Annotated in this window: 30 protein-coding genes; 18 read left to right on the top strand and 12 right to left on the bottom strand. The window is 64.9% G+C overall.

Annotation, left to right across the window (positions count from 1 at the left end; genetic code table 11):
• Positions 1-29 precede the first annotated feature (29 nt).
• The 5 genes from RB623_RS16595 to RB623_RS16575 all read right to left on the bottom strand — a co-directional run bounded on the left by RB623_RS16595 (position 30) and on the right by RB623_RS16575 (position 4,319).
• A complete protein-coding gene (locus RB623_RS16595; protein ID WP_308058020.1) occupies positions 30-788 on the bottom strand; it encodes a M48 family metallopeptidase in 759 nt (252 codons plus the stop codon).
• A gap of 70 nt (positions 789-858) precedes the next feature.
• The gene (locus RB623_RS16590) at positions 859-1,689 is read right to left on the bottom strand and encodes an aldo/keto reductase (RefSeq protein ID WP_308058019.1); all 831 of its coding nucleotides are present in this window, start codon (positions 1,687-1,689) and stop codon (positions 859-861) included.
• Positions 1,690-1,810: 121 nt separating this feature from the next.
• Positions 1,811-2,281 carry a DUF2852 domain-containing protein gene (locus RB623_RS16585; protein WP_308058018.1) on the bottom strand — a complete coding sequence of 157 codons (471 nt, stop codon included), beginning with the start codon at positions 2,279-2,281 and terminating at the stop codon, positions 1,811-1,813.
• Between the two features lie 114 nt (positions 2,282-2,395).
• Entirely contained in the window at positions 2,396-3,538 is a 1,143-nt protein-coding gene (locus RB623_RS16580; RefSeq protein ID WP_308058017.1) for a benzoate/H(+) symporter BenE family transporter, read from the bottom strand.
• A gap of 4 nt (positions 3,539-3,542) precedes the next feature.
• Positions 3,543-4,319, bottom strand: a complete 777-nt coding sequence (locus tag RB623_RS16575) for an alpha/beta hydrolase (protein ID WP_308058016.1) — start codon at positions 4,317-4,319, stop codon at positions 3,543-3,545.
• 191 nt (positions 4,320-4,510) lie between these two features.
• Here RB623_RS16575 and infC point away from each other — a divergent pair, with 191 nt between their 5' ends.
• Positions 4,511-5,047: a translation initiation factor IF-3 gene (gene infC / locus RB623_RS16570; RefSeq protein ID WP_308058225.1), complete on the top strand. Its 537-nt coding sequence runs from the start codon at positions 4,511-4,513 to the stop codon at positions 5,045-5,047.
• A 58-nt stretch (positions 5,048-5,105) separates the two neighbouring features.
• A complete protein-coding gene (locus tag RB623_RS16565; protein ID WP_308058015.1) occupies positions 5,106-5,726 on the top strand; it encodes an isoprenylcysteine carboxylmethyltransferase family protein in 621 nt (206 codons plus the stop codon).
• Positions 5,727-5,744: 18 nt separating this feature from the next.
• On the opposite strand, the gene RB623_RS16560 is transcribed toward RB623_RS16565, so the two are convergent.
• Together RB623_RS16560 and RB623_RS16555 are read right to left on the bottom strand one after the other, a co-directional pair.
• Positions 5,745-7,247, bottom strand: coding sequence for a glycosyltransferase family 39 protein (locus tag RB623_RS16560; RefSeq protein WP_308058014.1), 1,503 nt, complete (start codon positions 7,245-7,247; stop codon positions 5,745-5,747).
• Position 7,248: 1 nt separating this feature from the next.
• Positions 7,249-8,250 (bottom strand): glycosyltransferase family 2 protein, encoded by a 1,002-nt coding sequence (locus RB623_RS16555; RefSeq protein ID WP_308058013.1) that lies wholly within the window; start codon positions 8,248-8,250, stop codon positions 7,249-7,251.
• Positions 8,251-8,332: 82 nt separating this feature from the next.
• On the opposite strand from RB623_RS16555, the gene RB623_RS16550 reads away from it, so the two are divergent.
• The 9 genes from RB623_RS16550 to pheT all read left to right on the top strand — a co-directional run bounded on the left by RB623_RS16550 (position 8,333) and on the right by pheT (position 15,017).
• Positions 8,333-9,304, top strand: a complete 972-nt coding sequence (locus tag RB623_RS16550; RefSeq protein ID WP_308058012.1) for a lysylphosphatidylglycerol synthase domain-containing protein — start codon at positions 8,333-8,335, stop codon at positions 9,302-9,304.
• A gap of 173 nt (positions 9,305-9,477) precedes the next feature.
• Positions 9,478-9,687, top strand: coding sequence for a 50S ribosomal protein L35 (gene rpmI / locus RB623_RS16545; RefSeq protein WP_308058011.1), 210 nt, complete (start codon positions 9,478-9,480; stop codon positions 9,685-9,687).
• 27 nt (positions 9,688-9,714) lie between these two features.
• Positions 9,715-10,116 carry a 50S ribosomal protein L20 gene (gene rplT, locus RB623_RS16540; RefSeq protein ID WP_308058010.1) on the top strand — a complete coding sequence of 134 codons (402 nt, stop codon included), beginning with the start codon at positions 9,715-9,717 and terminating at the stop codon, positions 10,114-10,116.
• Positions 10,117-10,244: 128 nt separating this feature from the next.
• On the top strand, positions 10,245-11,342 hold the full coding sequence (gene pheS, locus RB623_RS16535) for a phenylalanine--tRNA ligase subunit alpha (RefSeq protein ID WP_308058009.1): 1,098 nt from the start codon (positions 10,245-10,247) through the stop codon (positions 11,340-11,342).
• A 3-nt stretch (positions 11,343-11,345) separates the two neighbouring features.
• Entirely contained in the window at positions 11,346-11,594 is a 249-nt protein-coding gene (locus RB623_RS16530; RefSeq protein WP_308058008.1) for a DUF4160 domain-containing protein, read from the top strand.
• Positions 11,563-11,841: a DUF2442 domain-containing protein gene (locus tag RB623_RS16525; protein WP_308058007.1), complete on the top strand. Its 279-nt coding sequence runs from the start codon at positions 11,563-11,565 to the stop codon at positions 11,839-11,841. The genes RB623_RS16530 and RB623_RS16525 overlap by 32 nt, the downstream gene beginning before the upstream one ends.
• Before the next feature lie 45 nt (positions 11,842-11,886).
• Positions 11,887-12,165, top strand: a complete 279-nt coding sequence (locus RB623_RS16520; protein ID WP_308058006.1) for a DUF2442 domain-containing protein — start codon at positions 11,887-11,889, stop codon at positions 12,163-12,165.
• Positions 12,166-12,183: 18 nt separating this feature from the next.
• Positions 12,184-12,612 (top strand): GFA family protein, encoded by a 429-nt coding sequence (locus RB623_RS16515; RefSeq protein ID WP_308058005.1) that lies wholly within the window; start codon positions 12,184-12,186, stop codon positions 12,610-12,612.
• A complete protein-coding gene (gene pheT / locus RB623_RS16510) occupies positions 12,609-15,017 on the top strand; it encodes a phenylalanine--tRNA ligase subunit beta (protein ID WP_308058004.1) in 2,409 nt (802 codons plus the stop codon). The genes RB623_RS16515 and pheT overlap by 4 nt, the downstream gene beginning before the upstream one ends.
• Here pheT and RB623_RS16505 read toward each other — a convergent pair whose 3' ends face one another.
• Together RB623_RS16505 and RB623_RS16500 are read right to left on the bottom strand one after the other, a co-directional pair.
• Positions 15,018-15,314: a hypothetical protein gene (locus RB623_RS16505; RefSeq protein WP_308058003.1), complete on the bottom strand. Its 297-nt coding sequence runs from the start codon at positions 15,312-15,314 to the stop codon at positions 15,018-15,020. It abuts the gene before it with no gap.
• The gene (locus tag RB623_RS16500) at positions 15,311-15,835 is read right to left on the bottom strand and encodes a Panacea domain-containing protein (RefSeq protein ID WP_308058002.1); all 525 of its coding nucleotides are present in this window, start codon (positions 15,833-15,835) and stop codon (positions 15,311-15,313) included. Before RB623_RS16500 ends, RB623_RS16505 begins: the two co-directional genes overlap by 4 nt.
• A 555-nt stretch (positions 15,836-16,390) precedes the next feature.
• Here RB623_RS16500 and RB623_RS16495 point away from each other — a divergent pair.
• From RB623_RS16495 to RB623_RS16475, 5 genes are all read left to right on the top strand, one after another.
• Positions 16,391-17,203, top strand: a complete 813-nt coding sequence (locus RB623_RS16495; RefSeq protein WP_308058001.1) for an ABC transporter ATP-binding protein — start codon at positions 16,391-16,393, stop codon at positions 17,201-17,203.
• A gap of 54 nt (positions 17,204-17,257) precedes the next feature.
• Positions 17,258-18,040 carry a transporter substrate-binding domain-containing protein gene (locus tag RB623_RS16490; protein ID WP_308058224.1) on the top strand — a complete coding sequence of 261 codons (783 nt, stop codon included), beginning with the start codon at positions 17,258-17,260 and terminating at the stop codon, positions 18,038-18,040.
• 133 nt (positions 18,041-18,173) lie between these two features.
• Positions 18,174-18,878: an ABC transporter permease subunit gene (locus RB623_RS16485; protein WP_308058223.1), complete on the top strand. Its 705-nt coding sequence runs from the start codon at positions 18,174-18,176 to the stop codon at positions 18,876-18,878.
• On the top strand, positions 18,878-19,690 hold the full coding sequence (locus RB623_RS16480) for an ABC transporter permease subunit (RefSeq protein ID WP_308058000.1): 813 nt from the start codon (positions 18,878-18,880) through the stop codon (positions 19,688-19,690). The genes RB623_RS16485 and RB623_RS16480 overlap by 1 nt, the downstream gene beginning before the upstream one ends.
• Positions 19,687-20,685: an Ldh family oxidoreductase gene (locus tag RB623_RS16475; protein ID WP_308057999.1), complete on the top strand. Its 999-nt coding sequence runs from the start codon at positions 19,687-19,689 to the stop codon at positions 20,683-20,685. The genes RB623_RS16480 and RB623_RS16475 overlap by 4 nt, the downstream gene beginning before the upstream one ends.
• A gap of 128 nt (positions 20,686-20,813) precedes the next feature.
• On the opposite strand, the gene RB623_RS16470 is transcribed toward RB623_RS16475, so the two are convergent.
• The 3 genes from RB623_RS16470 to RB623_RS16460 form a co-directional block, all read right to left on the bottom strand.
• Positions 20,814-21,872, bottom strand: coding sequence for a D-alanine:D-lactate ligase-like protein (locus RB623_RS16470; protein ID WP_308057998.1), 1,059 nt, complete (start codon positions 21,870-21,872; stop codon positions 20,814-20,816).
• Positions 21,873-22,075: 203 nt separating this feature from the next.
• On the bottom strand, positions 22,076-22,714 hold the full coding sequence (locus tag RB623_RS16465) for a PQQ-binding-like beta-propeller repeat protein (RefSeq protein WP_308057997.1): 639 nt from the start codon (positions 22,712-22,714) through the stop codon (positions 22,076-22,078).
• Positions 22,715-22,748: 34 nt separating this feature from the next.
• A complete protein-coding gene (locus tag RB623_RS16460) occupies positions 22,749-23,969 on the bottom strand; it encodes a helix-turn-helix domain-containing protein (RefSeq protein ID WP_308057996.1) in 1,221 nt (406 codons plus the stop codon).
• A gap of 142 nt (positions 23,970-24,111) precedes the next feature.
• On the opposite strand from RB623_RS16460, the gene RB623_RS16455 reads away from it, so the two are divergent.
• Entirely contained in the window at positions 24,112-24,894 is a 783-nt protein-coding gene (locus RB623_RS16455; protein WP_308057995.1) for a thioredoxin family protein, read from the top strand.
• The gene (locus RB623_RS16450; RefSeq protein ID WP_308057994.1) at positions 24,891-25,232 is read left to right on the top strand and encodes a hypothetical protein; all 342 of its coding nucleotides are present in this window, start codon (positions 24,891-24,893) and stop codon (positions 25,230-25,232) included. Before RB623_RS16455 ends, RB623_RS16450 begins: the two co-directional genes overlap by 4 nt.
• The last annotated feature ends 380 nt before the right edge of the window (positions 25,233-25,612 follow it).

The raw sequence follows: 25,612 nt of genomic DNA, 5'->3' as shown, positions 1-25,612 counted from the left end.
GCAGAAGACCACGATTCAAAACAAACCGCTCACTCGAATCCGATCGCCTGAAGGGCGCTGCCGTTCTTCTTCAGCCAGGCCTTGCAGCGCTCGGTGTCCGGGCAAAGCTCTTCGCACAGCTTCCAGAATTTCGGGCCGTGGTTCATCTCCTTGAGATGCGCCACTTCGTGCGCGACGAGGTAGTCGATCACCGGTTTTGGCGCCATCATGATGCGCCAGGAGAAGGAAAGGTTTCCGTCCGCCGTGCAGGAGCCCCAGCGGCTCGATGTGTCCTTGAAGCGGATCGTTTTTGCCTTGCGCCCGACAGTGGACGTGTGTTTTTCGACCAGCACCTCGATTTCCTTCTTCGCCTCGCGTTTCAGGAAATCCGCAAGCCGGCGCGCCAGATGGCGGCGGTCGCCGAAGACGGCGATTTCCGGATCGTCAAGACCTTGGCGGACCACGACCGTGCCGCGCGCCGCCGGTTCGTGAACGATCAGGTGGGGTACGCCGCGCACGGGAATCTTGATGCCGGGCCGCACCTGCGGTTTTTCCGGCACTTTTGCCAGTTTCTGTTCCAGCCAGCCCTGGTGGCGGGTCAGGAACCGCTCGACCTCGCCGCGCGCCAGTCCCGGCGGCACGGTGACGCGCAGGCCCTGTCCGCCGGCGTCGATGCGCAGCGTCAGCCGGCGCGCCCGGTCGTTCTCGACGATACGCAGCGGCAGTTGCCGGCCGGCGACGTCGTGCACCCGCAACTCGGCGGGCGCGGCGGGACGGGGCGGCTTGGGTTTCAAAAAACCGAAAGGCATCGGCGGACGATACGTGATTCTTTCGTCATTGCGCCTGAAATCGATGGTTACGTCCGCCCGGAAGCGCGTCTCAGAAGGTGGTGGTCAGCGGGTTCGGTCCGGTGCGGCCGTTCTCGCTGTCGAGCGCGGCAAAAGCCGCCATGTCTTCTGCGTCGAGCGTGAAGTCGAAGACGTCGAAATTTTCCACGATGCGCGCGGCCGTCACCGATTTCGGGATGACGATAAGACCCTGCTGCAGGTGCCAGCGGATGATGACCTGGGCCAGCGAGCGGCCATGTTTCGAGGCGATCTTGCCGATGGCCGCGTCGCCGAGCAGCCGGCCGCTGCCGAGCGGGCTCCAGGATTCGGTGGCGACGCCGAGCTTTTCGTGGGCGGCGCGCAAATCCCTCTGCTGGAAGCGGGGGTGCAGTTCGATCTGGTTGAGCGCCGGGGAGACGCCGGTCTCGTCGACGATGCGCTGGAGGTGTTCGGGCTGGAAGTTCGAGACGCCGATGGAACGGGCGCGGCCCTCTTCCTTGAGCCGCACCAGCGCCTTCCAGCTATCGGCATAGGCGTTGCGCTGCGGCGACGGCCAGTGGATCAGATAGAGGTCGATGTAATCCGTGCCGAGGCGTTCGAGGCTCTTGTCGAAGGCGCGCAGCGCGCTGTCGAAACCCTGGTCGGCGTTCCAGAGTTTTGTGGTGACGAACACGTCCGCGCGCGCGACGCCCGACTGGGAGATGCCGCGGGCCACGCCGCGCTCGTTGCCGTAGATCGCCGCGGTGTCGACGTGGCGATAGCCCGCGCCGAGCGCGGCGGCGACGGCCGAGTCGGCCACCTCGTCAGGCGTCTGCCAGACGCCGAGCCCTATCTGGGGGATGCTCTTGCCGTCGTTGAAGGTGATCGCGGGAACTTTGGTCATCGGATGCATCCTCGGGCGGGGAAATAAAGAGGCAGAAAAATATCGGAAAGCAGAAAACGGAATCGGCGCCGCGAAGGGCGGCGCCGATCCGCAGGGATCAGCCGGAAGGCTGTTCAGGCTTTTATCCGACGTCGTCGAGCAGGCCCGACGGGCCTTTCTTCGACTTGTCGTCGTCGGTCTTCGCCGGCGTGGAGCGCGAGCGGTTCGCCATGAAGCGGTCGAACTCATCCTGGTCCTTGGCGCGGCGCAGTTCGCGCATGTATTCGTCGAACTCCGTCAGCGTTTCGTCGAGCTTGCGGCGTTCCTCGGCGAGGCGCTCGAGTTCCTTTTCGCGCCAGTCGTCGAAGGCGACGTTGCCGGTGCGGCTGGAGCCGTGGCCCCAGCGGTGGGCCTTGTCGGCTCCGCGGCGGCAGCCGGCGAAAATCCCGTCCGTGGCGCGATTGGCGTCGCGCTTGAAACCTTCGAGCCGGTCGCCCCAGATGATGTATGCGAGCATTGCAAGTCCAAGCGGCCAGAACACCATGAAGCCGATAACCATCAGCGCGATGGTCGCGGGCGTCCAGGCCGGACGGATCAAGGCGGTCGTGTTCATCTTCTCCCGTTCCTTCGGTTGGGCAGCCGGGCCGGCTGCTCGGATTCGAGATGGTAAGGGGAAAACCCGGCTTCAAGACATCCTCGCCCAAAACCGGACAAGAGCTTGAAAAACCTATCGGAATTTTAGCCGATCGAGGAAAAGCACGATCAGGCCGGCGACAAGCCCCCAGAAGGCGGCGCCGACGCCGAACAGCGTCAGGCCGGATGCCGTGACGGCAAAAGTCACCGTCGCGGCAATACGTTCCTTGTCGTCCTTGAGCGCGATGGCGAGCGCATTGGCGAGCGCGCCGAGCAGGCCGAGACCGGCCACCAGCATGATCAGCGACGGGGGCAGCACGGCGAAGACGGCGACCAGCGAGGCGCCGAACAGCGCGAAGACGACATAGGCCAGTGCATAGAACGGGCCGGTCTTCCAGCGCTCGGCAGGGTCGGGATGCACGTCCGGTCCCGTGCAGATCGCCGCCGAGATGGCGGCAAGATTGCTGGTCAGCGCGTTGAACGGCGCCGTCAGCACCGAAACCAGCCCGGTGACGGCGATCAGCGGACCCGGCTCCGGGTGGTAGCCGGCGGCCTTGAGCACGGCGAGGCCGGACAGGTTCTGCGAGGCCATGGTGACAAGATAGAGCGGCAGCGCCAGGCCGATCACCGAGGTGAGCGTGAATTTCGGCACGGTCACCACAAGCGTCGACATCTCCAGCGCCGGCATCGCGCCGACGCGGCCGAGCGCCACCGCCAGTACGCCGCCGCCGATCAGCACCGCCAGCACCGACAGCGCCGGATTGAACAGACGGACGATGAAGAAGGCGGCGATCAGCGGCAGGATCAGCAGCGGATCGCCCGGAACCGTCTTGGCCGCATTGATGACGAAGGTGACGACGATGCCGGCCAGCATGCCCGACGCCACCGAAGCGGGGATTCTCGAGATCAGCCGCGTCAGCGGCTTGAACAGGCCGGTGGCGACCAGCAGCACGCCTGCCACCAGGAAGGCGCCCACCGCCTCGTTGATGGAAAAGCCGCTGCTGGCGCCGACCAGCGCCGCGCCCGGCGTCGACCAGGCGGAAATCACCGGCATCTTCGTGCGCCACGACAGCCACAGCGATTCCACCGCCATGGCGATGCACAGCGCCGTCACCATGCTGGCGGTCTGCTCGCGCGAGGCGCCGACAGCGTCGGCGGCCGCGATGATCAGCGCCAGCGTGCCGCCGAAGCCGACGACCGCCGCGACGAAGGCCGAGGCCGGAATCGACAGGCGCATGGGGCTAGTGCTCCGCCTGTCGGACCATCGCCTCGACGGCGGCAAGGATCATCTCGATGTCCTGCGGTCGCGACAGCCGGTGGTCTCCGTCCGGCACCAGCGACAAAGTCACGTCGTCGGCGGGCAGCAGCCCGACCAGTTTCAGCGCATGCTGGTAGGGCACGTCGGGGTCGCGCATGCCCTGGATGACATGCACCGGGCAGAACGTGTCGAGCGGCCCGGTCAGCACGCGATTGTTGCGCCCGTCCTCGATCAGCGCGCGGGTGAAAATGCTGGGCTCGCCCGAATATTCGGACGGAGTTTCGAAAAAACCCTTCTTGTCCAGATCGCGCCTTTGAGCCTTTGTCAGGTCTGGCTCGACGAGTTCGGCGGTGAAATCCGGCGCCGGCGCGATCAGCACCATGCCACCGACCCGCGCGCTTTCGCCGGCCTTCGCCAGTTCCTGCACCAGGCGCAGCGCGATCCACGCGCCCATGGAGGAGCCGACCAGCACCTGCGGCCCCTCGGAACGGCGCCGGAATACGGCCAGGCTTTGAGCCAGCCACGAAGAAATCGTGCCGTCGGTGAAGGCGCCGCCGGATTCGCCATGGCCGGAATAGTCGTGGCGCAGGCAGGCGTGACCGGATTTCTCGGCCCAGCCGTCCAACGCCGCGGCTTTCGTGCCCAGCATGTCGGAACGGTAGCCGCCGAGCCACACGACGCCCGGCTGGCGTCCCGCGCGGCGGCGGAAGGCGATCGGCACGCCGTCGACGTCGAGGTGATCGGGAGCAATTTCAGTCATGGCGCTCGAAGACTTTCGGGGAAACGGCTTGTCGCACAGTGCCGCGCCTGCGCAAAGGGCCAGTTTCCCGCCAAGGTTGGTTCGCGGGCTGGTGATTTATTTCTGCGCCCATGCTATTGACTCGCGCCGCGGGCCGCCGACATAGGCGGCTCGACCGCACAAAGGTTCAACGGTTCAAGGAGACCACGACCATTCGCAGACCATTCAAGGCCGGCGCGCCCGTCAAGGAAGGGCCCCGCTCCAACAGGGATATCCGCGTTCCGCGGGTCCAGCTCATCGACGCAGAAGGCAAGAACCACGGCGACGTTTCGATCAACGACGCCCTCCTGATGGCCGAGGAAGCCGGCCTCGATCTCGTCGAGATATCGCCCAACGCCACGCCGCCGGTCGTCAAGATTCTCGATCTCGGCAAGCTGAAATACGCCAACCAGAAGAAGGCGGCCGAAGCCCGCAAGCACCAGAAGGTCATCGAGATCAAAGAGATCAAGATGCGCCCCAACATCGACATCCACGACTACGAGGTGAAGATGAGGGCGGTGCGCCGATTCTTCGAGGAAGGCGACAAGGTCAAGCTCACATTGCGCTTCCGCGGTCGCGAGATGGCGCATATGGAGCTTGGCATGCAACTCCTCAACAAGGTCCGCGAGGAAGTCGCCACCATCGCCAAGGTCGAGGCCGAGCCGAAGCTCGAAGGCCGCCAGATGATGATGGTGCTCGCCCCGAAATAGCCAAGATGCCGACAGAGCGTGCCGCTCGTTTCGGAAACGCTCTGGCATCGAGGATCGCATGGGAACGGACCGCAAGGCTGCGATGGCGCGCTACCAGGCGTCGCGGCGTCTCGTTCTGGCGGTTGCGATCGGCCTGCTCTGCTTGCTTCTTGTGTTCAGCGGCTCGCCGCACAGCGAACTCACGCATGAGCGCATTGAAGCGCATGGTCTGGTGCTGATCCTGATCGGCATCGGCGGACGGCTGTGGTCGGTACTATACATCGGCGGGCGCAAGTCCGCCGAGATCGTGACCGCCGGCCCCTATTCGATGGTCCGCAATCCGCTTTACTTCTTCTCTACGATTGCGGCGGCCGGCGTCGGCACACAGACCGGAAGCATCACGGTAGCCGTGGCCGCCGCCATGTTGTGCGCCACGGCTTTCTATATCGTGGCGCTTCGGGAGGAAGCCCATCTGAAAGCCCTGTTCGGAGCGCCTTACGAAGCCTATCTCCAGCGCGTGCCCCGCTTCTTGCCCAATCCGCGGCTGTTCAGGGACCAGGCCGAAGTCACCTTCAGCCCGCGTATCTTCAATCACACGCTGCGAGACGGACTGGTCTTTCTGATCTCGATCCCTTGTTTCGAACTGATCGAGTCGGGCCAGGAAGCAGGGCTCATACCGGTGCTGTTTTATCTTTACTGAAGTTGCTCTCGGCCGGGCTCACTTTGCCGCCGGATAGATCCACGCGTAACTGAAGCGATAGACGTCGCCCTCGCGCCCGTAGTGGTAGGGAAGCGCGGCCTCCTGGACCGTTGACGCGGCGCCATCGAGCTGGTGCCGTGCGTCGAGCCAGGCGGTCAGTTCCTCCGGCATATCGGGAACCGCTTCGCCGCGTTCGCGCCAGGTGACCAGCACCGGGTGCGTGGCATCGATCATGTAGGGTTCGGCCAGACTATCGTAATCCGGCACCATCACGAGGACGTCGCCGGCGTGCAGCCGGAGATTGCCGGCCATCTGCTGGTCGCCGGTGAGCACGACAGCCGGCCGGTCCCTGTTCGAAGACAGGATCTGCGCGATCGCCGGGCCGTAAGGCACGTTCTGCTTCTCGTAGCGCCCGAGCATGCCGCCGAGCGGCGCGCGCGCCAGCAGCACCAGCGGCACGGCGGCCATGATGGCGAGCACGATCATGCCGAAGCGCCGCGCCGCGCCCTCGTAGCTTGCCCCGGAGGCCTCCAGCTTGGCGCAGAGATAGAGTGGCAGCAGGAAAAGGATCGGCACCAGCCAGCGGTCCTTGATGTTGCTGGCGCCGCCCAGCACCACCAGGACCAGGAACATGGCGAAGATGATGAACATCCGCCCGATCAGGCGGGTCCACCGGCTTTCGGCTTTCCACGCGGCGAAAAGCTCCTTGCCGAAGGCGATCCAGAACAACAGCAGCGTCGGCAGCGCGAAGGCGGCCGCGGCGCCCGCCAGCGACACGAGGCCCTCGCCGATGAGTTTCAGGCGCCCGCCATCCGCGTCTTCGGTAAGTTTGCCCATGGTGCGGGTGGTCGCTTCGCCAACATGATCGGCGAACCACAGCGCGTGCGGCGCCACGACCGCCGCCGCGACAAGGGCCGTCAGCAGGACGCGCGGGTCGAACAGCCGCGCCCGAAGATCGCGGTCGGCCATCGCGGCGGCGACGGCCGCGCCAGGCAGCAGCACGAAATTGTATTTGGAGATCACGCCGATGCCGATGGCAAGGCCGGCCAAGGCGTAGTTCAATGCGGTCGGCCGCTGCAATGCCGCGACGAAGAAATACATGAACATGCAGGCTGCCAGCAGCACCGCCACGGTGTGGGTCAGGTCGCGCTGTGCCTCGAAGCCGATCTGCGGAATGGTGATGAGGCCGAGCGTGGCGATGACGGCTAGCACCCGGTCGCGGATGACCAGGCTGGCGGTCAGGCCGTAGAACAGATAGCTGCAGAACAGCATCAGGTTCTTGAGAACAGAGACGGCCAGCACCGTGCTGCCGAGAAGCTGCACGACGCCGTATTGCACCCAGTTGTAGAACGGCGGCTGCGTGTCATAGCCCAGGGCGAACCACTGGGCGAGGAAGATCTGCTGGCCCTCGTCGAGCTCCAGCGAGGCCGGCATCAGCAGCCGCAGGATCACGTTGACCGTGAAATAGGCGGCGAGCAGCAGATAGACGGCGCCGTTGCCGCGCGCCAGACGCTCGATCACGTCAGACGTCCCGCGCGTAACTGTTGCGCACGACGTAGTTGCGTGTCGCGTCGCGATTTCGGGCCAACATTTCGGCGAGTATGCCGGTGGTGACCATCTGCACCGCGCCGATGAACAGCATCACCGCGACGATCAGCATCGGCCGGGTGCCGATGTCCTCGCCGAGGAAAAACTTGACGATGAAGAGATAGAGAAAGGCCAGCCCGCTGAGGCCGCCGAAGACCAGTCCGATCGTACCGAAGAAATGGCCCGGCCGGTGCCGGAAGCTCATGAAGAACAGCACCGAGAGCAGGTCCAGCACCACGCGGAAGGTGCGCGAGATGCCGTATTTCGACTGGCCGAACTGGCGGGCATGATGATTGACGACCATTTCGTCGATGCGCGAGGACGGCACGACGCTGCCGATCCAGGCCGGAATGAAGCGATGCATGCCGCCCATGATCTGGATCTGCTTCATGACCCTGGCGCGATAGACTTTCAGCCCGCAGCCATAGTCGTGGACCTTCACGCCGGTGACCTTTCGGATCAGCCGGTTGGCGATCCAGGACGGGATCAGCCGCAGCACCAGCCCGTCCTGCCGGCTCTTGCGCCAGCCGCAGACGAGGTCGAGCTGCCGCTCCTCCAGCATGGCGATCATCTTCGAGATGTCGTAGGGGTCGTTCTGCAGGTCGCCGTCGAGCGTCGCCAGCAGCCGGCCGCGGGCCGCGTCGATGCCGGCCTGCAGGCCCGCTGCCTGGCCAAAATTGCGCTGGAACTCGATGATCCTGAGATCGAGACCCTCGCGCTCGAACTCCTTGCGGGCATTGACAAGCGTGTCGTCGGTCGAGCCATCATCGACGATGATCAGTTCCCATGGCTTGCCGAAATCCTTAAGAGCGTCGCAGACACGCTCGACGAGCGGCGCGACGTTCTCCTCCTCGTTATGGAGGGGGATGAGGATGGAAAGCTCGATCTCGCCTTCCGCCTCCTGGGCGTAATGCGGAAAGGGTTGGGTTTGCAGCACAGTATCTCCCCGGAAACAGTCCGGTTTCTTTGGGCCGCCCTGTTACAGCAGCGGCCGGTTTTAGACAATCGCGGGCTTCCGCATGGCTGACACCGCGGCGAAACGCGGCTGGCTGGCACGAAACCGCACCGTCCTGCTGACGGTGGGGGTGATCTTGCTTTATGCCGGTTTCGTGCAATGGGCCTGGGGTTGGCCGTCGATCCTCGCCGCATGGCAAGAGGTCGGCATCGGCACGATCCTTTTGGCGCTCATCCTGTTGGTGGCGACCTATTTCGTGCGCGCCCACCGCATCCACGATTATTTTCCGCGCGAGACCGCAGGCCGCTTTCTCTGGCTGTTCCGGGTCACCCAGGTCCACAACATCCTCAACATCATGCTGCCGCTGAGGACCGGCGAGACCAGTTTTCCGCTGCTGATGCGCTCGGAATTCGGCGTGCCGCTAGCGCATGGAACCTCGGCGCTGCTGGTGCTGCGGCTGCTCGACCTGCACGCGCTGCTGGCGGCGGCCGGCGTCGGGCTTGTCGCGGCAACAGGATATCGTTTGTGGGCCTGGGCGCTGTGGCTCGTCTTTCTCGCCCTGCCGCTGGTCGTCTTTCCGGTCCGCGACCCAGCCATCGCCCTGGCGCGAAAACGCCTGCCGCAAAAATTCGCCAGGCTTGTCGACCAGATCGAAGACGGCATTCCACGTGGGCTTGGCCGTTTTGCGCGCGCCTGGGCGCTGACGGTGCTGAACTGGGGCGTCAAGGTTCTGGTGCTGGCCTGGGTGCTGGCACTGATGGGCGTCGAGCCGCTTGCGGCTTGTTTCGGCGGGGCGCTGGGCGGCGAACTGTCCTCCGTGCTGCCGGTTCATGCGCCCGGCGGCGTCGGCACCTATCCGGCCGGCATCGCGGCGGGCGCCGCCGTCTTCGGCGCCGGCAAAGATGCGGCCACCCTTGCCGCGCTGGCCAAGGCGGGCATCAACACGCATCTGCTGGTGATCGTCTCGGCGCTGGCTGGGGCGGCGATTTCGCTTGTCCTGCCGCATCTGTCAGGCCGCGCGCACGGCGCGAAATAGCCGAAAAAGCCTGCGCGCCACCCGTTGCGCTTTTTTTGACTCATCGCTATAAGGCCGCGTTCTGAAGAACCGCCCGGCAGGGCATGCCGTGGCGGTTTCATTTGCTTTCCGGGCTTTGGTCGGCCTCGGAAACAACAACAAGCAGGCTTTCAAAGCCTCGAAGGAGTAGCAAAATGCCCAAGATGAAGACCAAATCGGCCGCAAAAAAGCGGTTCAAGATCACCGGCACCGGCAAGGTTCTGGCAGCAGCAGCCGGCAAGCGGCATGGCATGATCAAGCGTTCCAACAAGTTCATCCGCGACGCGCGCGGCACGATGGTTCTGTTCAAGGCCGACGGCGAGAAGGTCGTGAAGAACTTCCTGCCGAACGGCGGCGGCATCTGAACCCGGAACGAATAAGGAGATCATGACATGGCACGCGTAAAGAGAGGCGTCACCGCCCACGCCAAGCACAAGAAGGTTCTGAAAGCCGCCAAGGGTTTCTACGGCCGTCGCAAGAACACCATTCGCATCGCCAAGCAGGCGGTCGAAAAGTCGATGCAGTACGCCTACCGCGACCGCAAGGTGCGCAAGCGTAACTTCCGCGCCTTGTGGGTGCAGCGCATCAATGCCGCCGTGCGCGAGCACGGCCTGACCTATGGCCGTTTCATCGACGGCCTCAACAAGGCCGGCATCGAGATCGACCGCAAGGTGCTGTCCGACATGGCGATCCACGAGCCGCAGGCTTTCGAGGCGCTGGTCGGCAAGGCCAAGGTCGCGCTCGAATATCTGAAGAACACCACGCCGAACGCTTTTGAGAGCGCTGTAGCCTAACCAGCGCCTTCCCAAGCTTTCGAAATTCTGATTTGGGAAACCCGCGCTGGGGAAACTGGCGCGGGTTTTTCTTATGCCCCGGATTTCACTTCTAACGTGAAAATCAACTTTGAACCGTGAGTTTGACCGTGAACGTCGCAGCTTCGAACATTGAAACGCTGGAAAGCACTCTGCTGGCCGACATTGCCGCCGCCGCCGACGAACAGTCGATCGAGTCCGTGCGCGTCGCCGCGCTCGGCAAGAAGGGCTCTATCTCGGAGCGCATGAAGACGCTGGGCGCCATGAGCCCGGAGGAGCGCCAGTCGATGGGGCCGGCGCTCAACGGCCTGAAGAACCGCGTCACCGACGCGCTCGCCGCCCGCAAGGCCGAGCTGAAGGACGTCGCCATCGCCACGCGCCTCGCCGCCGAAAAGGTCGACGTGACGCTGCCTGTGCGCCAGTCGCCGGCCGAGCGCGGCCGCATCCACCCAATCAGCCAGGTCATCGATGAGATCACCGCGATCTTCGCCGACATGGGATTTTCGGTCGCCGAAGGCCCCGACATCGAGACGGACTATTACAACTTCACCGCGCTTAATTTCCCGGAAGGCCATCCTGCGCGCGAGATGCACGATACGTTTTTCCTGCCGCCGGACGCCGATGGCGAACGTAAGGTACTGCGCACCCATACGTCACCTGTGCAGATCCGCACCATGGAGGCCCAAAAACCGCCGATCCGCATCGTCATTCCGGGAAAAACCTACCGGCAGGATTCCGACGCCACCCACTCGCCGATGTTCCACCAGGTTGAGGGTCTCGTCATCGACAAGACCGCCAACGTCGCCAACATGAAGTGGGTGCTGGAAGAGTTCTGCAAGGCCTTCTTCGAGGTGCCTCAGGTCAAGATGCGGTTCCGCCCGAGCTTCTTCCCGTTCACCGAGCCGAGCCTCGAGGTCGACATCCAGTGCGACCGCTCGCGACCGGGCGAGGTGCGTTTCGGCGAGGGCAACGACTGGATGGAAATTCTGGGCTGCGGCATGGTGCATCCCAACGTGCTGCGCCATGGCGGGCTCGACCCGGACGAATACCAAGGTTTTGCCTGGGGCATGGGCATCGACCGCATCGCCATGCTGAAATACGGCATGCCCGACCTGCGCGCCTTCTTCGACGCCGACGTGCGCTGGCTCGCGCATTACGGGTTCCGGCCGCTGGACATGCCGACGTTGTTCGGAGGGTTGAGCGGCTAGAAGATGCCGACCGTCCTTCGCAAATACGGCATCCGTTTCCATTTCTACGGTTCCGATATGCGGGAGCCTCCGCACATTCATGCGGAAGGGCACGGCGGAAAGGCGAAGGTCTGGTTGGAGCCGATCGAGATGGCGGAGCATCAGGGCTTCAAGACATCCGACTTGAAGCGTATCATCGAGGTCACAAATGACCACAGAGACGAGTTCTTGGAGGCGTGGCATGAGTTCTTCAGAGCCATATTCGGAGAGTGAACGTCCGGTCGATGCCTGGTGCGACCCGACGCAGCTACATGTCCGGCTTGCCGATGGCCGCGAAGTGGTTACGCCGTTGTGGTGGTACCCTCGCCTTGTCTCGGCCTCACCGGCGGAGCGGAACAATGTCGAGTTGATGTTGGATGGCGTGCACTGGCCCGACCTCGATGAGGATCTTTCGACTCGAGGTATGCTGAGCGGTTGGAAGTATCCAAAAGCGGTTAAACCAGCGCTGGCCGCCGAATAGCCAGTAAGATCGCGGATAGCTGACAATTGAACTGGTGCGCCTGGAATGACTTCATTGGCCTTTGAGACCGACGAAATGCGACCGATCAAGGCATGGTGTACGCATGACGAAGTGCATGTCAGTCTGGCTGACGGGCGCTCCATCGCCACGCCGCTTTGGTGGTACCCGTTCTTGGCGGCATTGAACGAGGCCGAGCTCAATGACATCGAATTGATGTACGAGGGAATCTGGTGGCCGGCAGTGGATGAGGGAATCTCCGTCAAGAGCATGTTTCGCGGCAGGAAGGCGCCGGGGGCGATGCCGCCATCGGTCGCGGCCGAATAGGCGGGTTCCGGAAAAACCATGTCCGATGAAAGCAATCATACCGGCGGATGCCGCTGCGGCGCGGTGCGGTTCGAGGCCAGCGCCGAGCCGCATCACGTCAGCTATTGCCATTGCACCGACTGCCGTCGGGCCACCGGCGCGCCGGTTGCGGCCTATGTCGGCTTCATGGCCGACGAGGTTGCGATCCGCGGCAACGGGCTCGCCCGTTTCGACAACGGCACGGTGACCCGCAGTTTCTGCGGCGTCTGCGGTTCCCCAATCGCCTACACGGACGCCCGCATCGGCGACCGCATCTATTTTATGCTCGGCGCGATGGACCAGCCCGCCCTCTACCGCCCAACCCATCATGCCTACGTGCGCTCGCAGCTACCCTTCGTCCACATGCCGGACGGCCTGCCGCGCCACGCCAGGACCAGCGTACCCAGACCCGACGGAACCGACGCATGAAACTCACCCTCTCCTGGCTCAAGGATCACCTCGAGACCGACGCTTCGTTCGAAAAAATTGTCGAGCGGCTGACCTCGATCGGGCTCGAAGTCGAGTCGGTCGACGACAAGGCCGGGCTGAAACCGTTCATGATTGCCAAGGTGATCACGGCGGAAAAGCACCCCGACGCCGACAAGCTGCGCGTCTTGATGGTCGACACCGGCGACGGCAAGGCTCCGGTGCAGGTGGTCTGCGGCGCGCCCAATGCGAGGGCCGGCCTGGTCGGCGCCTTCGCCGCGCCGGGCGCCTACATCCCCGGCAGCGGCATCACGCTGGCGATCGGCAAGATCAGAGGCGTCGAAAGCCGCGGCATGATGTGTTCCGAGCGCGAACTGGAGCTTTCGGATGAGCATGACGGCATCATCGAGCTGCCCGCCGACGCGCCGGTCGGCCAGCCCTACGCAAGCTGGGCGAAGCTCGACGACCCGGTCATCGAGATCAACCTGACCCCCAACCGTCCGGACGCCACCGGCATCCACGGCATCGCCCGCGACCTCGCCGCCAGCGGCCTCGGCCGGCTGAAGACGCCGGCCATCGAGGCTGTCGCCGGCGAGGGCGAATGCCCGGTGAAGCTGACCATCGAAGCGCCGGACCTCTGTCCCGGCTTCGCGCTGCGCCTCGTGCGCGGCGTCAAGAACGGCCCATCGCCGAAATGGCTGCAGCAGCGGCTGCTCGCCATCGGCCTGCGCCCCATCAACGCGCTGGTTGACATCACCAACTACATCACTTTCGACCGCGGCCGGCCCCTCCACGTCTTCGATGCCAAGAAGGTCGCCGGCAATCTTGTCGTACGCCGCGCCAATGACGGGGAGAAGGTGCTGGCGCTGGACGGCCGCGAATACACGCTGACGCCGGAGATGTGCGTTATTGCCGACGAGACGGGCGTGGAATCGATCGCCGGCGTCATGGGCGGCGAGCATTCCGGCTGCGATGAAGCCACCACCGACGTGCTGATCGAATCCGCTCTCTGGGCGCCGCTGAACATCGCCCGCACCGGCCGCACGCTGGGCATCATCACCGACGCGCGCTACCGCTTCGAGCGCGGCGTCGATCCGGAGATGATGGTGCGCGGACTGGAACTAGCGACCAGGATGGTGCTTGACCTGTGCGGCGGCACACCGACGGAGACCGAGATGGTGGGTTATGCCGGCTACGATCCGAAGATCATCCTCTTCCCGACGGACGAGGTGAAGCGCCTGACGGGTCTTGACGTTCCGGCGGACGAGAGCGTGTCGATCCTGCGGCGGCTGGGTTTCGAGGTGCTTAGCGGAAGGACCAACCTGGATGTCGCCGTCCCGTCCTGGCGGCCGGATGTCGACGGCAAGGCCGATCTGGTGGAGGAGGTCATGCGCATCCACGGCGTCGACGAAATCGCGCCGCAGCCGATGGCGAACCACGAGGCCGTGAACGGAAAAATCCTGACAACGCTGCAGATCCGCAGCCGCGCGGCCAAACGCGCGCTCGCCGTGCGCGGTATGATGGAGGCCGTCACCTGGTCGTTCATCCCGCAGAAACACGCCGAAGCGTTCGGCGGCGGCAAGGCCGAACTGAAACTGGTGAACCCGATCGCCGCCGACATGTCGGACATGCGGCCCTCGCTGCTGCCCGGCCTGATCGCCGCGGCGCAGCGCAACGCCGATCGCGGTTTCGGTGATGTCGCTTTGTTCGAAGTGTCGGGCACCTATGAGGGCGACACGCCGTCGGACCAGCGTCGCGTCGCCGCCGGCGTGCGGCGCGGCACGGCAAAACTCGACGGCGCGGGCCGCAACTGGTCCGGCAACGCGCAGCCGGTCGGCGTCTTCGACGCCAAGGCCGATGCTATCGCGGCGCTCGAGGCCTGTGGCGCGCCGGTGGAAAAACTGCAGATCGAGGCCGGCGGCCCAGCCTGGTATCATCCCGGCCGCTCGGGCACGATCAAGCTCGGCCCAAAGACCGTGCTCGGCACGTTCGGCGAGTTCCATCCGAAAACGCTGGAGACTCTCGACGTCTCCGGCCCGCTCTGCGGCTTCGAGGTTTTCGTCGACGCCATCCCGGAGCCGAAAGCCAAGCCGACCCGCACCAAACCGAAGCTGGAATTGTCCGCTTTCCAGGCGGTGAGGCGCGACTTCGCCTTCGTCGTCGACCGCGGCGTCGAGGCCGGCACGATCGTCCGCGCCGCCACCGCCGCCGACAAGAAGCTGATTGCCGGCGTCTCGGTCTTCGACATTTTCGAGGGTTCTTCGCTCGGAGAGGGCAAAAAATCCGTGGCGATCGAAGTCGCCATCCAGCCGGCCGAGCGCACGCTCACCGACGAGGATTTCGAGGCGCTGGCGGGGCGGATCGTCGAGAATGTCAGGAAGCAGACCGGCGGGGTTTTGCGGGGGTGATCAGGAATAGCTGATCGACAGTATCTTGATGGTAAAACGGCCGATGTCGTGAAAATAGACAATTCGCAACGATGGAAGCCCTGACCTCGTAGGTAAGGTCTTGTAAATGCGATGAGCCTTGCCTTGAAAGGTTATAGGCTCGCCAATCTTATGGCCGCTTCTGGCGATCAGCCAGATCAGACCGTCCCAAAGATCCGCGATACGTGGATCGGCCGCTATCGCCTGTCCAATCAACTTGGTGACGGCTGGAGCCTCGACAACTTCAAACGCGCCGCGGCTTCCCGGTCCAACTCTCATTCAGCGGCTTCAAGCTCCCGGTAAGCCCAGGCGATATCTTCTTCGGTAATTTCAGCCGAACGATAAGCAAGGGCCGCGCCGAGCGGTATTACTTCGCCCATTTCGGCGGATTCCCAGAGAATATTGTGGGTTTTGTCACTTATGGACGTAGCAGTGTGATCGATGCAAACCCAGTCAATCATTTTGTCTATGATTGCGATTGCATTGGGATCAAATCCTGTAATGTCGGCTTCTTGGAGGGACCAGAACTCCTTCTTTGGCTTGCCAAAGTAATCAACTTCACGGCTCACGATCAGGCCGCTTTCTTCCAGCTCGCGGGTAGCCATAGGCGCGTGCTTGGGAACGGGCCCAAACTGACGCTTGACATATTCGTCCCCCGTAATCGACTTGCCATAGCGTTCGAAATATTCGACGTCGGCAAACCACAAAATCTTGTTAAGCTTAGTCGCACCCAAATCTGCCGGCTGGCAACGGGAGATTATGTAGTGAGCCGCAGCGTTCAATTTTGGATAGCGAGCCATGATTCGAGTGAGTCAGAAATGTATCGTCGTGTCAATATAAGGGAATTTAATCCTAGTGTCAATGGGCTACCTACTCCAAACCTGATACAGTCCCAGAGGCTTCAGCCATCTTGACCAGTCGGCGCTTACCTTCAAGATCTACCTCTCGGATGGCTTCGAGGGCGGCGGCACTTCGTTTCGCGGCGAGATACCAGGCTATTCGGGCTTCGGCCTCGAAGTGAAGCCAAGGAAAGGGATGGCGTTGGTCTTCTATCATCCGCTCGAGCATCGCGGCGACGAGGTGATTTCGGGCCGCAAATACGTGCTGCGGACGGACGTCATGTATAGGCACGCCTGACGACGACAGGCGGAACTTCGACCTCGCGGGAAGCATCCCGGTTTACCCCGCCAAGGCGGATTTCCGCCGCGCTGCAACAATCCGGTGCGCTGGATCGCTCCGGCGATGCCGGGTTGACGGAGGCGTCGGGGAAAGTCCATTCTGCTGTCGGGGAACAGAGCCAAGGTTGCGTAACAAGTGCACCGGCGATTCAAGGTTGTGTATGGGGGCGGCCGCTCATGACCGCGGTCGAGGTCGATGCGTCTCCCGGGACCGGCGGCAGCGCCGCCGCCGAAGCGATCCATATCGAGAACCTGCACAAGAGATTCGGCCCGCTGCATGTGCTGAAGGGTGTCTCGCTGTCGGCCCGCGACGGCGAAGTGGTCGCCATCATCGGCGGCAGCGGCTCCGGCAAGTCGACGCTGCTGCGCTGCATCAACTGCCTGGAAAACCCCACCAGCGGCATCATCCGCGTCAATGGCGAGGAGATCAAACTCAAGCCGGACGGGCATGGCGGCTCGGTTCCCGCCGATCGCCGGCAGATCGAGCGCATCCGCTCGCGCCTCGGCATGGTGTTCCAGAATTTCAACCTCTGGAGCCACATGACGCTGCTCGAAAACATCATCGAAGTGCCGATCCATGTGCTCGGCGTCCCGCGCGACGAGGCGGTGGCAACAGCCGAAAAGCTGCTCGCCCGCGTCGGCCTCGCCGAAAAACGCGATGTCTATCCGTCCTTCATGTCCGGCGGCCAGCAGCAGCGCGGCGCGATCGCCCGGGCGCTCGCCATCCAGCCGCGCGTCATGCTGTTCGACGAGCCGACCTCGGCGCTCGATCCCGAACTCGTCGGCGAGGTGCTGAGGGTCATCGGCGACCTGGCGAAAGAGGGCCGCACCATGGTGCTGGTCACCCATGAGATGAAGTTCGCGCGGCAGGTCGCGAGCCACGTCGTCTATCTCTACAATGGGCTGGTCGAGGAGGAAGGCCCGCCCGAACAGCTTTTTGGCGCGCCGAAATCGGACCGCCTGAAACAGTTTCTCCGCAACATCCACTAGGGCGGGGGAAGGAACACCAACGACAAAAATGGGAGATTCTTGAACATGAACAAGATGTTGGCAGTCCTTGCCACGGCTGTGGGCCTGGTCCTCGGCGCCGGCGCGGCGCAGGCAGAGCAGGTCAAGGTGGGCTTTTCGCCGGAGGCCTATCCGCCCTTCTATTCGCAGGACGCTTCCGGCAACTGGGGCGGGTGGGAAGTCGAGATCGTCAACGCCATCTGCGCCGAGCAGAAGCTGGACTGCGTGCTGACGCCGATCCCGTGGGACGGCCTGATCCCGGCGCTGACCTCGAAGAAGATCGACGCGATCATGAACTCCATGTCGATCACCGACGAGCGCAAGAAGACCATCGACTTCTCCGACAAATATTATAACACGCCGACCGCCGTGATCGGCTCGAAGGACCAGAAGTTCGATGCTTCGCCGGAAGGGCTGAAGGGCAAGATCGTCGGCGTGCAGGTGTCGACCGTGCATGCCGCCTATGCCAAGAAGCACTTCACCGAGGCGGCCGAGATCAAGGAATACCAGACCCAGGACGAGGCCAACCAGGATCTCTCCGCCGGCCGCATCGACGCCACTCAGGCGGATTCGATCGCGCTCGACGCTTTCCTGAAGTCGGACGGCGGCAAGGCCTGCTGCGATCTCAAGGGCTACGTCGCCCCCGATGACGAAGTGCTTGGGCCCGGCGTCGGCGCCGGCTTGCGCAAGGATGACGCGGCACTGAAGGACAAGATCAACGCCGGCATCAAGGCGATCCGCGACAACGGCAAATATGCCGAGATCACCAAGAAATATTTCGACTTCGACGTCTACGGCGCGGCGGCGCAGTCGAACTGATCCCGCCATCGTCAAGGAACGCAGCCCGACCGGCCGCGTCCCTTGACCGCTCGGAGGATCGATCGGGCATCGGACCGGAGGGCAGCTTCTGCACGACGTTCTCACATCGCTCTTCGGCGCCAGCACCCTCGAACTGCTGTCGTTCGGCAGTTTCGGGCGTGGAGCCAGCCTGCTCTATGGGCTGCGGAATTCCGTCATCGTCGCCGTCGGCGCGTTCAGCCTGGGGCTGTTGATCGGCATCTGCGGCGCCTATGGCAAGCTCTATGGCGGTCCGGTCGTTCGCGACCTGCTGGCGATCTACACGACACTGGTCCGCGCCATCCCGGACCTGGTGCTCATCCTGATTATCTTTTATGCCGGCACCGACCTGATCAACCAGGCACTGGCGGCGGCCGGCTGGGGGCCGATCGACATCGGCGGCATTCCTGCCGGCATCGGCGTTCTCGGCGTCGTGCAGGGCGCCTATTCGACGGAAGTGTTGCGTGGCGCGATCCTTGCGATCCCGCAGGGCCAGGTCGAGGCGGCGCGCGCCTACGGCATGCCGCCCGGTTTGATGCTGCGGCGCATCACCATTCCCGCCATGCTGCCCTTTGCCATTCCCGGGCTCGCCAATCTCTGGCTGATCGCCACCAAGGAGACGGCGCTGCTGGCGCTCATCGGCGTCGATGAACTGACGCAGATGGCGCGCAACGCAGGCAGTGCGACGAAAGCCTATCTGACCTTCTTCACGGCGGCCGGCGCGCTTTATCTGGCGCTGACGCTGCTCTCCAATGTCATCATCGCCCGCATCGAACGCTGGGCGCGGCGCGGCATGCCCGCTCTGGCCGGAGCGCATTGATGGCGGATACGGCGCTGATCGACGGAACCCGATATCAGCGCGCGCTCGGCTGGCTGCAGCCGCATCGCATCGTGCTGATCCTGATCGCGCTGGCGATCGTTGTCTATTGCATCTTCGCGTTGCGCTGGGATTGGGTGCCGAACTATCTCGGCCTTGCCGCGCAGGGCATCTGGCGCACGATCTGGCTGCTCGTGCTGTCATGCGCGTTCGGACTGGCTCTCGCCATACCGCTGGGTTTCGTGCAGGTGACCGGCCCAAAAATCCTCAGCGTGCCGGCACTGGTGTTCTGCACCATCATCCGCGGCACGCCGCTGCTGCTGCAACTCTGGCTGCTTTATTTCGGGCTTGGGGCGCTGTCTGCGCAGTATCCCTGGATACGGGAGTCGTTCCTGTGGCCGATCCTGCGCCAGGCATGGCCCTACGGCCTGCTCGCGCTGACGCTCTCCTACGCCGGATATGAGGGCGAGGTGATGCGCGGCGCATTCGCCGGCGTGCCGCGCGGCCAGCTCGAGGCCGGGCGCGCTTTCGGCATGTCGCGCTTCACCATCTTCCGCCGCATCTGGCTGAAACAGGCGCTGCAAAGGGCGCTGCCGACGCTGGCCGGCGAGACGATCCTGCAGCTCAAGGCGACGCCGCTGGTGGCCACGATCACCATGATGGAAATCTATGGCGTGGCCTCCCGCGTCCGACAGGAAACCTACATCATCTACGAACCGCTGCTGCTGCTGTCGCTCGTCTATCTGACGATCACCGGCATTCTCGTCCTGCTCCTGCGCAAGCTGGAGTCACGCATTCCCGTGAGGCTCGGATGACCGACACGAACACCGTGACCCTTACGATCGGCAAGGCCCGCGACCTCTGCGAAGAGGCCGCCATACGGGCTGGCGCCAATCCGGAACTGGCGCGGTCGATCGCGGTGGCGGCAGTACGGGCCGAGGCGGAAGGTCAGGCCTCCGTCGGCCTCGGGCACTTCATCGACTACCTTGCGTCGCTGCGCGAAGGCCGCATCGACGGTCGAGCGACGCCGCTCATCACCCGCCCGGCGCCGGCCATCATCCTGTCCGACGCCCGGGGCGGCGCGGCGCATCCCGGCTTCGACCGTGCCTTCGACGATCTCGTCGCCACTGCGAAAAGTTTCGGGCTGGCGCTGTTCGTCCAGAAAAACGCCTATACTTGCGGCGCGCTAGGGCCCTTTGCCGCGCGGCTGGCCGAAGTGGGACTGGTCGGGTTGGCTGCCACCAACGGGCCCGCCCTGTTGGCCGGCTCCGGCGCCACGCGGCCGGTCTATTGCACCAATCCGATGGCCTTCGCGGCGCCCGTCGCCGGCGGCCCGCCGCTCTTGATCGACCAGTCGTCGAGCGCCACCGCTTTCGTCAACGTCAGGCAGGCGGCGCGGGAAAATCGGCCGATTCCGTCCGGCTGGGCGCTCGACGCCGACGGCAACCCGACAACCGATCCGGAAAAGGCGATGGCCGGCGCACTGCTTGCTTTCGGAGGAGCGCGTGGCGCCAACCTGGCGCTGATGGTGGAGGTGCTGTCTGCTGGCGTTTCCGGCGCGAAATGGTCGCTCGACGCCGCGTCCATCTCGAAAGGCAGCGAAAACCCCGGCACCGGCCTGTTCGTGCTGGCCATCGCACCGGCGCTGGTCGATCCGGATTTTGCCACGCGCATGGCCGCGCAACTGTCGCGGTTGTCCGGCAGCTATGGCGTTCATGTTCCCGGACCGGCGAAGGCAAAGGCGCGCGAGCGGGCCGAGAGACACGGCATCACGGTATCCAGGGAACTCTATGAGCGGATCGCGGGATGAACCCTGGACGGCGATCTTGATCTTCTTCGCGGTGCGCGGCGCCAACCGGCATTCGGTCGACGCGAAGCTTGGCCGCGAGTTCTGACAGCCGGTTCAATGGTCGCATCTTGTCCGGCGTGCGTGACCGTTCAGGTTGAGGCGGCTGCCATAAGCCGCCGCGCCGCCGTCTCGGCCATCGCGTCCGGAAGCGAAAGCCCCCATTGCGACCGGCAATAGGCGCGGAAATCGAAACAGGGCAGACCGGGGCACACCTCGAACTCGATGAGATGCACCGTATCGTCGGCTTCGACCCGGAAATCCATCGAGAACACGTCCTTGACGCCGAGCGCCTCCATAAGCGCCCGGGCAATCTCGCGGATACGCCGATCGGCCCCTGGCTGACTCGCAGCAACCGGAACGAGATCCGGTTCGTCATAGGCATCTGCCGCCTTGGCGGCGGCCCCGGTGTCGCCATAGAGCGCCATCGAATCGGCCATGGTCTGGAAATCCCCGCCAGAGTCGACGAAGAAAACACCCAGTGCTTCGACACCGGCATCGGGATCGACGCCGAGGAAACTGGCGCGCACGTTACGGCCCGCAACATAGGGCTGCACCACGACATCGTCGCGATAGGCGGAATGGACGCGGCGGCTGAGTTCCAGCGCGTCCTCGGCGCGACGGCAGCGAGAATCCGGCCAGATGCCGATCTTGGCGCCGAGCCGGTTCGGCTTGACGAAATAGCCAGACGACGAAACCGGCGGTTCCACCAGCCATTTTCCGTCGCGCGCCAGGCCGGCGGGCGGCACGGGCAGGCCAAGCGCGGAGAGCACCGCGCCTGAACGGAACTTGTCCTGGCAGAGCGCGAACAGCGAATCGTCGGCGCCGATGGTGTGCAGGCCGCCAAGCCGGGCCATTGCTGGCGCCGCGCCGCCGCGGAAATAGGCGATGCCGTCGGTCAGCGTCCACACTAGCGTCGCAGCCGGGTCCACACCGGTCAGGACCGACCGGGCCTCGTCGAGCGGCACCGGCACAAAGTCGACGCCACGTGCCGCGCAGGCCTTGTCGATGGCCGGAAATTCGAGCGCGAGATCGGTGCTTTGGGCCAGGTAGGAAGAGATTTCGAGGGCGTGGTGCGGGGGAAAACCCTGCCGGGCGAGGCGCGTTCGGCAGGCGTCTTCCGGTTCGTAGACCAGCACCAGTCGCGACATCGGCACATCCCTCGGAGGCCGGCGTCCCGGCGGTTGCGCGCCTTCCGATCCAGGAGGGCTGGCAGGCAGAATGGCACCATGGCCCGGACAAGCTCGCGTGAATTCGACGCGTGACAGGCGCTCGTGCGACATCCGCCCGACGGTCGAAGCAAACAACCGTTGATGTGATGGGGCTTTTGTGCCGCATGGCTGCGGTCGTCCGACTACCGCTTCTTGGGCCGGCGGATCGCCCGCACCATCCCGCTCTTGCCGCCGCCGCAGAAGAACCGGTCGCCGCCATCGGATTCCAGCCCCGACACGGCTGTTCCCGGCGGCATGTCGAGCCGCTCCAGAATCTCGCCCGTCTCGCGGTCGATGCGCCGCACGTCGCTCTCGTCGCCTTCCCACGTGGCGTGCCAAAGTTCGCCGTCGACCCAGCTCACCCCGGTGACGAAGCGGTTCGACTCGATGGTGCGCAGCACCGCCCCGGTCTCGGGGTCGATCTGGTGGATCTTGCGGGCCCGGTACTCGCCCACCCAGAGAGCTCCTTCGGCCCAGGCCAGCCCCGAATCGCCGCCCCTGCCGGGCGCCGGGATGGTGGCGAGCACGGCGCCACTGCGGGGATCGATCTTGTGGATGCGATCCTCGGCGATCTGATAGAGATGCCGGCCGTCGAAGGCCGTTCCGGCATGCGCGGCGACGTCGATCGCGCGCACCGTCTTGCCGCTGGCCGGATCGAGGGCGTTGAGCCTGTCGCCCGAGGCGAACCAGACATGCTCGCCGTCGAAGGTGACGCCGGCGACGTGCTCGACCCCGGGAAAGGGCCCATATTCCCTTAGGATCTCGGCGACTGACTGTTTCATGGTCCTGTCCTTGGTGATGGCTGTGCTTTTGACACTAGTCGCTCGGCAGCGGCCCGGGGAGTAACAAGGCTGACGGGAAACCCGGCACCGGCGGCGTCAGCCAGCGCTGCGCCCGGCCGCGGCCGAACGACTGCGCCTTGCCCGCCGCCGCAAGCTGCTCCAGCGCTCGCTGCACGGTGCGCGCGCTGGCGCCCAGCGCGATCGCCAGCGCCGAACTCGACCACGCCTCGCCGTCGGCGAGCAGGGCGAGCACCGGCGCATGCCGCTCGTCGGCCGGCGGCGCCAGCACCACGACCTCACGGTCATGGCGCGGCTCCAGCGCAAAACCGTCGCCGGTGGCGCTCACGTCGGCCAGCCCCGTCAGCTCGGCGCGCAACCGCCCCATCTCGACCCGCAGGCGCGCGCGGTGCGATTCGTCGGCGTCCTTTCCCCGGAAGGCGCGGGCGATAAGCGTGCTGCGCGGCACGTCGGCCGGCCAGGCCTCGCCCAGCGCGCGCAGCAGCGAAAACAGCACCGGGCGCGTCGACAGCGGCACCACGGCCCCGTCGAGGCGCGCGACGTTGCGGCAGGCGTCCACGACCAGCGCGCCCGACGCCAGCAGCGCCTCGACCTCGTCGAGCAGAAGCGGCCGTTGCGTGCCGCCTGCGATCAGCCTTGCCGCCGGCGCGGTCATCGCCTGCGCGGCGCTTTCGACCTCCGCCGTCAGCGCCGGGATATGCGCGTGGCGCGCGGCCTGCCCGGCCCGGACAAGCGCGGCGCGCGCCGCCTTCGTCTGCAGGCGGCGGATCGCAATGCCGGCCGCCGCCAGTTCGCGAGCAACCCGCGAGGCCGGTGGCAACGGCACCGAGTCGTGCGCGGCCAGCATCCGCTCGGCCTCGTCGAGGCGGCCGATCAGCAGCAGGCGCCGCACCTCGAGATTGCGGGCATGCGCGGCATTGACCCGGTCGCCATGCGCCTCGAGCGTCCTGCGCGCCGCGTCCAGCCCCTTGGCCGGGAAGGAGAGGTCGCGCGAGACGAGTGCGATCTCGGCCTCGGCGACGGTGCAGCGGGCGCGCGCTACCGCCTCCTTCGGGCCGAATGCGCGCGCCGCGCTTTTGAGCAGCGCCTTGGCGCGCGCGAAGTCGCCGAGCTGCGCCATGGCGATGCCCCGCAGCGCCAATGCCGGTGCATCGTCGCGCAGCGCCACCCGCTTCAGCGCGCCGAGCGGATCGCCGGCCGAGAGCGCTTGCGCCGCGGCCGTGATCAGCGAGTCCATCGCAATCCCGTCAGATTTGTTACTCGCACCTTTCCGTCTCCGCGGCCAAATCTATCTCACTGTCAACACCAGACGGTTGCAGCGAATTGGAAGCGCGTCGGCATCGAGGCGCGAAATTCGCTCAAGCCAGGAGGATATTGCCATGACTACATCAGCCACGAACGGCCGCAAGGCCGCAACCATGCACACCCCACCCGTCGTCTCGCCCAAGGAGTGGGAGGCGGCGCACGAAAAGCTGCTCGTGAAAGAGAAGGTTCAGACCCGCGCCCGCGACGCGCTTGCCGCCGAGCGCCGGCGGATGCCGTGGATGGCGGTCAGGAACGACTATGTGTTCGAGGGGCCGGACGGCAAGGCGACCCTTCTCGATCTGTTCGAGGGTCGTCGCCAGCTCATCGTCTACCGCGCCTTCTACGAGCCGGGCGTCTACGGCTGGCCGGACCGTGCCTGCCGGGGCTGCTCGATGGTGGCCGACCAGGTCGCCCATGTCGCCCACCTCAACGCCCGCGACACCACGCTGGTCTTCGCCTCGCGCGCGCCGCAGGCCGACATCGCCGGGCTGAAGAAGCGCATGGGCTGGGAGATGCCGTGGGTCACGGTAACCGACAGTTTCGACAAGGATTTCGGCGTCGACGAATGGCACGGCACCAACGTGTTCATCCGCGACGGTGACCGTGTCTTCCGCACCTATTACCTCAACAACCGCGGCGACGAGCAGATGGGCGGCACGTGGAACTATCTCGACATCACGCCGCTCGGCCGCCAGGAGGTGTGGGAAGATTCACCCGACGGCTATCCTCAGACCCAGACCTACAAGTGGTGGAACTGGCACGATTCCTACGTCGAGGACGCGGCCCCCGACCAGAAGTGGGTCGAGATATCGGACGCCGGCGAGAAGGCTTTCCGCAACCAGGACGCAAAGCCATGAGCCACCCCTGTTGCGGCGGCCCCGACAGCCGCGAGGCCAGCCGCGGCGGCGCCGCGCTGCGGCCGGCCGGGCCGTCGCTCCCGGTCGCGGGCGGCGGCGTGGCTCTTCCGAAGCCAGCCGCCTGGCTGGCTCCGCGCGCGGTCGACGGACTGGCGCTCGCCGCGGCGCCGACCTTCGCGCTCATGGCGTTGCTGACCGGCACGCTGGGCGGTCCGGCCGAGATGCTTTGCATCGGCGCCTCGCCGCTGAGCGGGATGACGGCGATGTACCTGCTGATGAGCGTCTTCCACGCCGGCCCCTGGCTGAGGCTCTTCCGTTCAAACCAGGCGCTTGCTTGAATTTCGGACGGAGATTTGCCGGCTAAATAAGTTCATTGACCGTATTCCATCACGGCCGGCTCGCGACGAACTTGCGCCCGACGCATTGGGGTCTATCCCATCCGAACCGGCTTCGCCGGTTCGTCTCGGCACCACCCCCCTCACCGGCCCTTCGGGCCACCTCTCCCTCTGACCGGGGGAGAGGAGAGCAGCTTCAGCGATTGGCGCCAACCTTGCGGCCAGCGCTCCTCTCCCCCATTCTTCATGGGGGAGAGGTGGCCCGTGTCCGACCCTGATAGATAGGTAACAGAATGGACCTGAAGCATGGGTGACAGTTTTCTTGTCCGCCGGGAGGACCGGCGATGGGATGGCGAGAGACTTGTGTCATGGACGAGCGGCTT

This window comes from Mesorhizobium sp. LHD-90, assembly GCF_030929505.1.
GTDB lineage: Bacteria > Pseudomonadota > Alphaproteobacteria > Rhizobiales > Rhizobiaceae > Kumtagia.
The sequence above is the reverse complement of the archived record's forward strand: the minus strand, read 5'-3'. Positions and strand labels throughout refer to the sequence as shown.